This is a genomic window from Limnohabitans sp. (assembly GCF_023910625.1).
In the GTDB taxonomy this organism is placed as follows: Bacteria; Pseudomonadota; Gammaproteobacteria; order Burkholderiales; family Burkholderiaceae_C; genus Limnohabitans_A.
On the sequence record NZ_JAAVVW010000003.1, the window covers coordinates 1,278,874 to 1,291,065 of the forward strand.

Genomic DNA, 12,192 nt, shown 5'->3' on the forward strand with positions numbered 1-12,192 from the left:
CCCAGAGTCATGTCCGCCCCGGGAGTGATCGCATCTAGGCCAACCACCCTCGCGGACCTTGAGATCCTGAATTTAGCCCCACACAATACAGGGCTAAATTCTGGCGGGGCAGAAGAGAGGGTGTCCTAAATTTTGTGTAAACGGTCAAATGGCAGGAAACTGCCGAACATCCAGAAAGATGAACCATGACCGTCAGCAACGAATTGATCGACCAGCTGCTCGCTGGCTATAAAAAACCTGAAGACCTCATCGGCGAGAACGGCCTGCTCAAGCAGCTGACCAAGCGCCTTGTGGAGCGCGCTTTGGAAGCCGAGATGACCGAGCACTTGGGTCACACCAAGAATGCCAGCGTGGCCAACGCCGCTGGCAATGCCCGCAACGGCAAAAGCAAAAAGACCCTCAAAGGCGACTTTGGCGAGCTGCCCATTGATATCCCCCGTGATCGCCACGCCAGCTTTGAGCCGCAGATCGTGCCCAAGCACCAGACGCGCTGGACGGGTTTTGATGACAAGATTTTGTCCCTGTATGCCCGAGGCATGACGGTACGTGAGATTCAGGGGCATCTCCAGGAAATGTATGGCACCGAGGTGTCGCCCACGCTGATCTCATCGGTTACGGATGCCGTCATGGACGAGGTCAAGGCTTGGCAGGCGCGTCCACTGGATGCGCTGTACCCGATCGTTTACCTGGACTGCATCCACGTCAAAACCCGTGACTCAGGCGTGGTGCGCAACAAGGCCGTATATCTGGCCTTGGGCATCAACATGGCGGGCGAGAAGGAAATCCTGGGGCTGTGGATTGCCCAGACCGAAGGGGCCAAGTTCTGGCTGCAGGTGGTCACGGAGCTCAAGAACCGGGGCGTGGCCGACATCTTTATTGCCTGCGTGGATGGTTTGAAGGGCTTTCCCGAGGCGATAGAGGCGGTGTACCCGCAAACGGCGGTGCAGCTGTGTCTGGTGCACATGGTGCGCCACAGCCTGAACTATGTGAGCTGGAAGATGCGCAAAGTGGTGGCCGCAGACCTGAAGACCATTTACAGCGCGGCAACTGCGGATGAGGCCGTGCTGCGGCTGCAGGAATTCGAAGAAAAATGGGGCGCTGACTACCCGACCATTGTGAAATCGTGGCGCAGCAACTGGGAGCGGATCGTGCCGTTCTTTGAATATCCGCCGGAGATTCGGCGGATCATTTACACGACCAACGCCATCGAGTCGGTGAACATGAGTCTGCGCAAGGTGACCAAGAGCCGGGGCTCGTTCCCCAGCGATGAGGCATTGCTGAAATTGTTCTACCTGGCGCTGAACAACATCAGCAAGAAGTGGACGATGCCGCTCAGAGATTGGAAAGCCGCATTGACCCGGTTTACCATTCAGTTCGAAGGCAGGATGCCCAAGGACTGATCGCAGCCCCGTTTACACAAAACTCTGTACACCCTCGGCGTTCGTGACAGGATCATCGTCTGGCATGGCCGCTTAGTTCGAGCTTGTGAAATAGCGATTTCAATTCACTCTGTTGTCTGACCCACGCAGGCACCACAGCGCCCGTACAAAATGATCTCGTGATCCTCCACCATGAATCCTGATGGAGCCAATTGGTCAAGATTTCCAGGACAAGTTGGCACATCAAATACCTTTTCGCAGCGACGACACTGAAAGTAGTGGTGATGTCCAGGATCATGTTCATGGCTGCCTATCTCGTAGCGCGGGTTTTGCCCTGGCAGTTGCACTTGTCGAATTGAACTGTCTTCCAGTAAAGACTTGATTTGTCGGTACACCGTGGCCAGCGACAGTTGTGGCACGGCTCTGGCAGCAATCTCCAAAATTTCTTGAGCAAGCAACGGGCGTCCTTCATGAGCGATCACCTCAAAGATCGCATGAAATTGCCGAGTTTTTCTTTCCATGCAGGTACCAATTTTCTTTGTTGATCGGTAGATTTTTTCAAATCTGTAGGGGTATTGTGTCATCATCTTATTGAGAATACAATTGCAATAGCAACATTGACTTCGACCAAAGCTACATCTTGATGACCAACATAAAACCGTCTCACTTGCCTGTGACCGTTCTTTCCGGATTCCTTGGCGCTGGCAAGACTACTCTGCTCAACCACGTGCTGGCCAACCGCGAAGGTCTGCGGGTGGCAGTCATCGTCAACGACATGAGCGAGGTGAACATCGACGCCTCGCTGGTCGACAAACACGCCGAGGCCGCGGGCGCGGGCATTTCGCGCACCGAAGAAAAACTGGTGGAGATGAGCAATGGCTGCATCTGCTGCACCCTGCGCGAAGACCTGCTGCTGGAGGTGCGCAAGCTTGCCGCCGAAGGGCGCTTTGACTACTTGCTGATCGAGTCCACCGGCATCGGTGAGCCCATGCCGGTGGCCGCCACCTTTGACTTCACCAATGAAGACGGCGACTCGCTCAACGATGTGGCCCGCATCGACACCATGGTGACCGTGGTTGACGCGCTCAACCTGCTGCGCGACTACAGTAGCAAAGACCTGCTGGCCCAGCGCGGTGAAACCGCGGGTGAGGACGACAACCGCAGCCTGGCCACCCTACTGATGGAGCAGATCGAGTTTGCCGATGTCGTGGTGGTCAACAAGATTGATTTGGTGGACGTGAAGCGGCGCGCCGAGGTTGCCGGTGTCATCAAGGCCCTGAACCCGGTGGCTGAGATTGTGTATGCCGACCATGGCGCAGTGCCGCTAACTTCCATTTTGGGCACCGGCAAGTTCGACCTGGAGCGCGCCAGTGCCATGCCGGGCTGGGCGCATGAGCTGGAGGGCCGCCATACCCCGGAAACCGAGGAATACGGTATCCACAGCTTCGTGCTGCGCAGCCACGACCCCTTGCATCCCCAGCGCTTTGCCGACTTCATGGAAATGCCGCTTCCCGGGCTGCTGCGCGCCAAGGGCTACATCTGGCTGGCCAGTCGCCCGAGCTGGGTGCTGAGCTATTCGCGCGCAGGCAATGTGGCCACCCACGAACCGATGGGCCAATGGTGGGCCGCTGCACCGCGCGAACGCTGGCCCGCCAAGGGCACATCCGCGCGCGCCGGCATCGAGAAGAACTGGAAAGAACCCTACGGCGACCGCATCAATGAGGTCGTCTTCATCGGCACCCATATGGACCGCGCCGCCATCGAGCAGGCCTGGAAGGCCATGCACCTGAACTTCACCGAAACCCGCAAAGGCATGAAGGGCTGGGCCGATTTCAAAGATCCGTTCCCGAGCTGGGAGCGCACCGAAGAAACCCAAGGCACCTGATGCCCACACACAGCCGAATTTACAGACCATGATTAGACCTACTCGCCTCAATCCAACCGCCTGGGCGGTTGCGATGGCATGTACTGTGCCTGCTGCCTGGGCTCAGAATGCCATCGAAAAAGATACAGAAGCCTCTGTGGAAACACTGTCCACTGTGGTCGTCGGTGCCACAAAAAAGCCGATTGAAGTCTCCGACGCACCGGCGGCCGTGACGGTGATTGAACGCCGCGACATCGATCAACGCAATGTCACGCGTCCTGCGGATGCGCTCAAAACCGTTCCCAGCCTCTACACCGGCTCACAAGCGGATGGACAAGTCAACCGCAGTGCCGGCGGCACAGGCACCGTAAGCTTGCGCGGTATTCCCGGCGCGCGCACGCTGGTGCTGCTCGACGGGCAATCGGTACTGGGCCCCAATTCAGGCGCCATCAATTGGCGGACCATCAATGTCGATGAACTCGAACGCATTGAAGTCATCCCGGGATCGTTCTCTTCCCTATACGGCAGTGGCGCGGTGGGGGGTGTGATTAACATGGTCACCAAAAAGCCGGATCGCGACGAGTTCGTTGCGCGCTGGAAGCACGGTTTTGGTGATGCTGCCGGTGACGACACCAGCGCCTTCTTCCGCAAGCACTTGGATAACGGACTCGGAATCATGGCCAGTGCCAGCCGTATCCGTCGCGAGGACTACCGCAGCGACGCCGTCGTTGTTAGCCCAGTCACTGGGGCGGCAGGGACTGCAGTAACCGGTGCCGTTCCCACGACTACCGCAGCCGGTTTGCCAGCGTATGTGGTGGGATACAAAGGTGCTTCACCCTGGCAACAGGACAACGCCAGTGTCAAGCTTACTTACGATCTAGATGCCAGAAGCCAACTCTATGCCGGCTACACGCAGGCAGACTTCAGCGAGTCGCGCCTGCCCTACGAGAGCTGGTTACGCAATGCCGGCGGGAATATCGTGACCAGCGGCACTCTTGGAATCAATGGCCAAAGGGTGACCCTGCTGGAGAGCGCATTTGTCAACACGCAATCCACACAGACCACCAAACGCTACTTCGCAGGCTACGACGGGATGTGGGGTTCCGACAGGCAACTCAAGATCAACATCGCACAAATCGCGGATGAACCCACCTCACAGGTGATCACCAGTGGCTCGGCCGTTGCAACTGGCCCGGGGCGCCTGACGCTCACCCCCTCCGAGGTTACCGATGCGCTGCTACAAGTCGGGCAACCACTTGGCGAACGCCAGTTCCTCGTCACGGGTCTTTCCATCCGCAATGCGCAGGTTGCGCAGCGGCATTGGGGCCTGTCCAACTGGAACAACACCGCAAGTCGCACAAGCTTGAATGAAGGCTACGATGGCCGATCCAGCACGATCTCACTGTTTGGCCTGTTCGAGTGGCAGGTCACGGCCCCTCTCACGCTGTACCTAGGCGGCCGCTGGGATGATTGGCGCACCAGCGGCAGCTATTTCCGCAATACACCAGCACCAGCCATCAATGCCGCTTACTCCGAGCGAAACGAGTCGGCGTTCAGCCCCAAGGTATCGGGCGTCTACAAGCCCGTGGACAACCTCACGCTGCGGGCATCACTTGGCCAGTCTTTCCTGGCGCCAGGAAATCAAGATCTGTACTCACGATCATTTCATGGACCCACAGTGTTTATGAACGATCCGGCACTCAAGCCCGAGCGTGGTACGAGTTGGGAGATCGGCGGTGAAGTGCAGGCCACGTCACATGTAAAGACAGGCGCAACCTATTTTGAATCGCGCTTGACCGACATGATCACCCTCAAACAACTGACGCCCACAACGCGGCAGTACGTGAATATTGGGGAAGCCAAAGTGCGAGGAATTGAACTGACGGGCAAGGTACAGCTGATGCCTGGTATTCGGCTCGATGCCAACTACAGCTGGATTGAGGCGACAACCGTTCGCAACGATGCGGACCTTGGCAGTGTTGGCAAGCGTTTAACAGCTGTGCCGGACACGCTCGCCTACTTTGGACTTAGCGCGAATCGCGGCCCCTGGAGCAGCACGTTCGATGTACGCTACACAGGAAAAGTGTTTGGAAACACTGACAACTCAGATACGGCACAGAACGTGCCCGGGGCATTCGACAAGTATACGTGGGCCAATGCTCGCGTCGGCTACCAATTCAGCCGCAATCTACAGCTCCAATTGTCAGTGAACAATCTGATGGACCGTCAGGTGTACCAGTCCGTTCGGTTACCCGGCCGTACCTGGAGCACTGAGCTGGTGTTCAGGATGTAACGGATTCCGACATGAACACATTTATTCGGCACCGGTTTCTCTGGTTCATATTGCTTTCGATCGCCACACTACCCAGTTGGGGCGCGGACAAGGTAGCGTTGTTGTCCACGAAGTTCGCGCTTGAGCACCGGTACAAATTGATGCGGGACATCGCTGCTAAGCAAGGGGTTGAACTGGCGTGGACACAGGTGGACATCGAAGGTGAAGCCGGGGTTGAACGCGTGTTGTCCGGTGCGCGCCTTGTGCTGCTGGATGCGCACACCGTGAGCGATGAAGTCCTGATCGAGCGCTTTGCCGGGAAACGGCTCCGTGAACTACGCGTGCCCGCGGTAAGTGTGAACAATGCCCTGCGTTTTGCAGCCGGGTCCAGGGCCACCAAACTGGGCATGGCCCAGGCCCAGCGCGTCTATGAATACTATGCTGGCGGCACCCCCACCAACCGCGAGCGGCTGTTTCAATACCTGCGTGCGGTGATACATGGCGACGACCTCTCCGTGGTGCCTGGGCCAGAACCCTTGCCCAACGGCGGCATTTACCACCCTGCCTACAGCCAACTGGTCTTCCCTGATTTGCGCCAGTACCTGGCCTGGTGGGAGGCCCGCACGGGCAAGAAGTGGCGGGATTCCCCGGTGATTGGCATGGAGATCTCTTCGTCCTACATCTCCGACGGCCAAACCCGCATGCTCGATGAAACCGCACAGGCCCTGGAGCAGGCAGGTGCCGTACCGCTGGTGTTCTATCGGGCATCGCGCGTCGGCCGCGAGCGCCTTGCTACCCGGCCAACGGGGGGCACAACGCCCAGTGCAGGTGCTGACGGCTTTCCCAATCCCGCCAATCCGCCGCAAGCAGCCGACTTGAACGAGCCGCTTATTGCGGTAAATGGTAAATCCATACTGCAGGTCTTGCTGGTTAACACCTTTCTTGGCATTGATCCGGAGGCCCGCAAGGCATGGCATCAGGCCATGGGCATACCGGTCATCAATGTACTGTCGTACCGTAGTGGCACCAGGGCCGAGTACATGAAAAATACCGCTGGTGTGAACAGCTTCTATCTGCCTTTCACACTGACCAACGCCGAATACATAGGGCTGCAGGATCCGGTGGTATTGACAGCCAACGACGGCGGCGAGCTGGTCCCGATGCCGGAACAGATGCAGATGTTGGTGGGCAAGGCGATCAATCTGGCGCACCTGCAGACCATGGCCAACAAAGACAAAAAACTAGCCTTGTTTTTCTGGAACCACCCGCCAGGCGAAAAAAACCAGGGCGCCTCCAATTTGAATGTGCCACGGTCCATCACACACTTGGTGGAGCGCCTGAAAACCGAAGGCTATGCGCTAAGCAGCACCATGGAGGCCGACGTCATCGCCGCAGTAGGCACCATGCTGCGCCCCGGCTACCGCCCCGGAACACTGCACGCGTTGATGAAAACGGCGCACTGGGACTTCCTCCCACTGGATGTCTACAGACGCTGGTTCGCCACTCTGCCCGATGCGGTGCGACAAAGTGTGGACAAGTATTGGGGCGAACCGGAGAAGAGTTACTGGATTGCAAGGAAGGACGGGGTCACAGGCTTCGTCATTCCACGCATGAAGCTGGGTAGTCTTCTGGTGATGCCACAACCGATGCGCAGTGAAAGTGCGGCAGCAGGGCGGGATGAAACGAAGATCTACCACGACACGAAGGTGCCGCTGAACCACTTTTACCTTGCCACCTACCTGTGGGTACGCGAACAGTACAAGGCCAACGCCATCATCCACTTCGGGACCCACGGCAGTCAGGAGTGGACAAGCGGAAAAGAGCGTGGACTGTGGGCCTATGACGAACCCAATCTTCTGGTTGGCAATACACCCGTTGTGTACCCCTACATCGTGGACAACATTGGGGAAGCACTCCACGTCAAACGCAGAGGCCGTGGTGTCATCGTTAGTCACCAGACGCCGGCCTTTGCGCCTGCCGGCCTGTCCGATGATTTTGTCAGGATCAATGATCTGATCCGCGAATACCAATCGCTGGACAGTGGACTGGTCAAGGACAGCAACAAGAAGCTGATCATTGAGCAGGCGGTGAGGATGAATATCCACAGAGACCTCGGTATGAAGGTCGCTGACCTGGACCGGGACTTCGACACGTTCATGCGCGACATCGAAGACTATCTCGAGGAACTGGGCGCAACCATGCAACCGCTAGGCTTGCACACCTTGGGCAAAGACGCGGAACGTGGACACCAGATCAGCAACGTTATGCAGATGCTCGGATCGCCCTTGTATGAGAAGACAGGTGTAAAGAATGCAAAGTCAGCCTTTAAGGGTGACTACAAAAACCTGCAGCAAACCAGGCCCTACCAGTTTGTGGAAGATTATGTTTTTTCCAACCGGTCACTGGACGATCTGAATGACCCACAACTGCAGGCTCTCGCGGTGCGGGGGCGAAAATTCCTGGTTGATCTGCGCGCCGACTGGGAGATTGAAGGAATTAGCAAGGCCTTGTCAGCACGATGGATAGACCCCTCGTACGGCGGTGACCCTATCCGCAACCCGGATGCACTGCACACAGGTCGCAACATGTACGGGTTCGACCCCTCCCGCATCCCCACCCGTTCCGCCTTTGAGGCTGGCAAACAATCGGTAGAGCAGTTGATTGCTGCCTATCAACTTTCTCACGGCAAATTTCCCGAAAAACTGGCCTTCACGATGTGGAGCACAGAAACCATGCGCCACCTGGGCATGCTGGAGGCGCAGATTCTGTATGCCATGGGCGTCAAGCCCCGGTGGGATGAGGGAGGACGGGTCGTTGGCATGGAAACCATCCCGCTTGCACAACTGGGGCGTCCGCGCATTGACGTGGTGATTTCCCTCACGGGTCTATACCGCGATCAGTTTCCCAATGTCATGGAGCGTTTCAACGAAGCCATCGGCATGTTGGCCGGACTGAACGAGGGTAAAGAGCAGAACCACATCAAGACCAACACGGAACGCATCAAGGCCACATTGATGGCAAAAGGCATCGCACCCGATGTGGCGAATCGGTTTGCATTGACCCGCATCTTTGGCAATGAAAGCGGGGAGTACGGCACCAAGCTGACCGATGCCACACTGGCTTCTGACACTTGGGATGAGGGGGATGGTAGGCTGGAAAAGCTGTACCTTTCGCGCATGTCCTGGGCCTACGGACCCGACACAGCCAATTGGAGCGGCAAGCTTTTTGAAGCTGGCGGCAGGGAGATCAACACCTATGCAGAACACTTGCGCGGCACCAGCGCTGCCGTGTTCTCCCGATCATCCAATTTGCGCGGTCTACTGGACACGGACCATCCGTTTGAATACCTAGGCGGCATTTCCATGGCAGTGAAATACCTGGATGGCAAGAGTCCGCAGCTGTATGTCTCCAACATGCGAGACCCAAGCAAGGCCAAACTGGAGACTGCCGAGAAGTTCCTGGCAACCGAACTGCGCTCCGTCTACCAGCACCCCAACTGGATGAAAGAGATGCAGAAAGAGGGCTACGCTGGCACATTGCAGATGCTCAACGCGGTTAACAACTTCTGGGGCTGGCAAGTCATGGACAGGAATGTTGTGCGTGACGACCAGTGGCAGGAATTTCATGAGACCTACGTGAAAGACCGCTACAAGTTGGGAATGCGGGAGTGGTTTGAGAAGTCCAACCCGACCGCACTGGCACAGATGACCGAACGCATGCTGGAAGCGATACGCAAGGACTTCTGGAAAGCCGACGAACAAACCAAGCGGGAGTTGGTCGCGGTGTACCAGCAAGTCGCACGCACCCACGATGTGCATACGAGTAATGAAACCTTTAAGGCGTATGTGAAGGAACTCTCGCAAGGATTTGGCCTTGGTGCGAATCAGCGACAGCAATCTAGGGCAACCACTCCCCCGCCCACCAAAGTAAGCCAGATGCAATCAGCCAACCCACTCCCGACGCCAGACGTGGTGCGCGGCCAAGAAATGCGCGAAGTGAAAAAAGAACAGCGCATGGAGCAGTTGATCTGGACTTATGCCGGGTTGATCGCGCTGGTTGTGCTGGGAGGAATCGGGTTCCAGGCATGGCGCACCCGACAAGAGTTCGGCACACGAACACCAGGTCAACCCCTTTAATTGTGAGAACACATAAATGAACGGCATCGAAAGTTTCCTGTACGAAATATCCAAGTTTTTCCTCGCACCCGTGCTCGTACTGCTGTGTGCAATGTTTGTATATGCCTTGTTCTGCATGGGCATGCTTTTGTTTGATGTGGCTCTGCGTACATTCCGCGGTCAGGGTCGGCAACCGATACACCAGTTCCTACGGTCCAGACCCACTGCAAGCCAGGACGATCTGGAATTGCATGTCCTCAAACAGATCGAGTTGCAGCGCATCGTCAGCCGAATTGCCCCCATGCTGGGTCTGGTCGCCACCATGATCCCGATGGGACCGGCGTTAATAGCGGTTTCGGCAGGCAACGCCCAAGGCATGGCACAAGATCTGGTGGTGGCGTTCGCAGCCGTCATCGTGGCGCTGTTGTCCGCCGCTATCACCTACGTTGTGCAGTTGGTGCGCAAACGCTGGTTATTGGAGGAGCTTGGCCAGGTGCTGGATCGTCGCACCGACATGCATAACGCAGCTGACACGGAAACTGTGCATACCCTGGGAGCGGCACATGCATGAATCTGCTTTGCCGGCCAAGCGTCGCCCCATTGGCATCAATATTCTGGATGACGACGATGGGGATGACCCGATCCTCAGTGTGGTCAACATCGTCGATGTGTTTCTGGTAATCATCGCGGTTCTGCTGATTGCGGTGATAGAAAACCCGCTCAACCCGTTTGCTACGCAGGACGTCATCGTGATCAAGAATCCGGGCAAACCGGATATGGCAATGGTCATCAAGGAAGGGCAGGAACTCAAGGAGTACAAATCCTCCGGCCAGATTGGCGAGGGTCAGGGTGCGAAGGCAGGAACAGCCTATCGTCTCAAGAACGGCTCCATGGTCTATGTGCCAGAAGTCGAGAGCGGCGCAAATGGCCCAATTCAACATTAGCCCTTCGTTGGTGTTTGCGGCATGGTTGACATCGCTGCAGTTCAACGGGAAGCAAGAGGACACTGGGGCTTTACGCCCTGCGGCTCCACCTGTGCTACCCCCCGCAACGGTCAATTGGATAAAGGAATCGCTATTTCTTTCATCTCCCATCGATCAAGCCGTTGGGCGTACTGAACACGTACCAGGGAAGGCGATAGATTGCAACGCACGCATTCGTTACGCGCAGACCATGGCGAGGGACTCTGCGCAAGGCTTCTTCCAGGATTCTTTCATGTCCTCAATACCCGGAGCCCAACTGTCGCATCCCGGATGATCGTAAGGCCGTTTTATAAATAAATGAGGATGAGAAGCGTACCAGTCTTTCATGGCCCTCATCGGTGTTTTGCTTTTAAGCGCTGACTGGGGTATCTGATGGTTGTACAGAGCCACGTAACGTATGAGCGTTTGCTCCAAATCTTCACCGCTGGTGAATCGGTGTGTCTTGAGCACATCAGCGATACGCCCGTTGAAGCGCTCGACCATGCCATTGGTGCGGGGCGTGCGTGGTTTGGTCAGGCGGTGTTCAATGTTCAAGGCTTGGCACTCAGGACCCCCTGAACAACGAAATTTCATTCAACTAGGTTCACAGCCTGTTTTACTGAAATCCGCAAATTCAAGGCTCGGAACCAAGTCCGAAAAAGTCATGAGGTTTTGAGACAAACGGAGTTTGAGACGCCTTTCCCGCCCCCTTGGCGCAGGTGGCAGTCAGGAGCCCAAAACAAAAAGTCCCGCGTGGTGCGGGGCCTGAGGCTGCCTCAAGGCCTGCTGAGCAGGTTGGAGGTCTTTTGATTGGCGGGGCAGCAGTATTCGTAGCACCAACTCGCTCAGTCAAGACACATCCTTCTTTCGTCGGCGTCCGGGATTCGAACTTCCCCCTGCTCCGGAAGCGAGAAGCATATCGGCGAATCCATCCGCCACCCCTTCCAGGTGGCGCTGCCTCTCCTGCTCCGTCCCAAAGGCCATCGCTAGCGGGCCGTCGATCAACAGGCATGCCAAGCCGTGCACGTGGGCCCACAGGATGCTGGCCTGTTCGGATGTTGCCTGGCTGCCATGGACGATTCGGGTGAGTCGATCCAGTTCGGCGCGTGCACGGCCTCCAGCCTCCAGGACGGCAGGGAACCGCATTGGGTTGCAGACGTCAGGTCGGAACATGACCCTGAACACGCCCGGCTGCGACAGTGCGAAATCGACGTAGGCACGGCCTGACATGATCAGGGCGGTCCGAACACTTTGTTGTATCACTAGGTCGTTTGCGGCCTTCAGGCGACCAGCAAGCGCATCGAATCCGTCGGCAACCAGTCTGGCCAATATCGACTCACGGTCCTCGAAGTAGTGGTACGGCGCCTGGTGGGTGCATCCGGCGCGGCGCGCCACCTCTCGCATGCTCAACGCAGCCACGCCGCCCTCGTCGAGCAGCAGGCGGCTGGTGCGGAGCAACTCACCACGCAAATCCCGGTCGGCATCGGCTTTCGGGCGGCCACGCTTTCTAGTAGTCATAAAGCATGGTACCCCATTTGCTTGACATCGTCTATTTATTTGGTACAGTTAATGGACACTGTCAACTTGACTGTGCCAAACA

General features: G+C 57.0%; 8 protein-coding genes and 1 pseudogene. 6 read left to right on the forward strand and 3 right to left on the reverse strand.

Going from position 1 to position 12,192, the window contains the following annotated elements:
- Positions 1–185 precede the first annotated feature (185 nt).
- Entirely contained in the window at positions 186–1,400 is a 1,215-nt protein-coding gene (locus tag HEQ17_RS09290; RefSeq protein ID WP_296292484.1) for an IS256 family transposase, read from the forward strand.
- A 104-nt stretch (positions 1,401–1,504) separates the two neighbouring features.
- Here HEQ17_RS09290 and HEQ17_RS09295 read toward each other — a convergent pair whose 3' ends face one another.
- Positions 1,505–1,963 (reverse strand): transcriptional repressor, encoded by a 459-nt coding sequence (locus tag HEQ17_RS09295; protein ID WP_366938037.1) that lies wholly within the window; start codon positions 1,961–1,963, stop codon positions 1,505–1,507.
- A gap of 59 nt (positions 1,964–2,022) precedes the next feature.
- On the opposite strand from HEQ17_RS09295, the gene HEQ17_RS09300 reads away from it, so the two are divergent.
- The 5 genes from HEQ17_RS09300 (at position 2,023) to HEQ17_RS09320 (ending at position 10,574) form a co-directional block, all read left to right on the forward strand.
- Complete coding sequence (locus tag HEQ17_RS09300; protein WP_296292485.1) at positions 2,023–3,264, forward strand: GTP-binding protein; 1,242 nt, start codon at positions 2,023–2,025, stop codon at positions 3,262–3,264.
- 136 nt (positions 3,265–3,400) lie between these two features.
- On the forward strand, positions 3,401–5,536 hold the full coding sequence (locus HEQ17_RS09305; protein WP_296292486.1) for a TonB-dependent receptor: 2,136 nt from the start codon (positions 3,401–3,403) through the stop codon (positions 5,534–5,536).
- A gap of 11 nt (positions 5,537–5,547) precedes the next feature.
- Positions 5,548–9,651: a cobaltochelatase subunit CobN gene (gene cobN, locus HEQ17_RS09310; protein WP_296292487.1), complete on the forward strand. Its 4,104-nt coding sequence runs from the start codon at positions 5,548–5,550 to the stop codon at positions 9,649–9,651.
- A gap of 16 nt (positions 9,652–9,667) precedes the next feature.
- Positions 9,668–10,201: a MotA/TolQ/ExbB proton channel family protein gene (locus HEQ17_RS09315; RefSeq protein WP_296292488.1), complete on the forward strand. Its 534-nt coding sequence runs from the start codon at positions 9,668–9,670 to the stop codon at positions 10,199–10,201.
- Positions 10,194–10,574 (forward strand): DUF2149 domain-containing protein, encoded by a 381-nt coding sequence (locus HEQ17_RS09320; RefSeq protein ID WP_296292489.1) that lies wholly within the window; start codon positions 10,194–10,196, stop codon positions 10,572–10,574. Before HEQ17_RS09315 ends, HEQ17_RS09320 begins: the two co-directional genes overlap by 8 nt.
- A gap of 216 nt (positions 10,575–10,790) precedes the next feature.
- Here the strand turns inward: HEQ17_RS09320 and HEQ17_RS09325 are convergent.
- Positions 10,791–11,156: pseudogene (locus tag HEQ17_RS09325) on the reverse strand (integrase core domain-containing protein); the annotation flags it as partial.
- Positions 11,157–11,441: 285 nt separating this feature from the next.
- Positions 11,442–12,110 (reverse strand): TetR/AcrR family transcriptional regulator, encoded by a 669-nt coding sequence (locus HEQ17_RS09330; RefSeq protein WP_296292490.1) that lies wholly within the window; start codon positions 12,108–12,110, stop codon positions 11,442–11,444.
- Positions 12,111–12,192: the final 82 nt, after the last annotated feature.

Bases quoted from the DNA above. Each gene is read 5' to 3' on its own strand.
- HEQ17_RS09295 (WP_366938037.1), bottom strand. From the start codon at position 1,963: ATGACACAATACCCCTACAGATTTGAAAAAATCTACCGATCAACAAAG.
- cobN (WP_296292487.1), top strand. From the start codon at position 5,548: ATGAACACATTTATTCGGCACCGGTTTCTCTGGTTCATATTGCTTTCG.
- HEQ17_RS09315 (WP_296292488.1), top strand. From the start codon at position 9,668: ATGAACGGCATCGAAAGTTTCCTGTACGAAATATCCAAGTTTTTCCTC.
- HEQ17_RS09300 (WP_296292485.1), top strand. From the start codon at position 2,023: ATGACCAACATAAAACCGTCTCACTTGCCTGTGACCGTTCTTTCCGGA.
- HEQ17_RS09320 (WP_296292489.1), top strand. From the start codon at position 10,194: ATGCATGAATCTGCTTTGCCGGCCAAGCGTCGCCCCATTGGCATCAAT.
- HEQ17_RS09330 (WP_296292490.1), bottom strand. From the start codon at position 12,110: ATGACTACTAGAAAGCGTGGCCGCCCGAAAGCCGATGCCGACCGGGAT.
- HEQ17_RS09290 (WP_296292484.1), top strand. From the start codon at position 186: ATGACCGTCAGCAACGAATTGATCGACCAGCTGCTCGCTGGCTATAAA.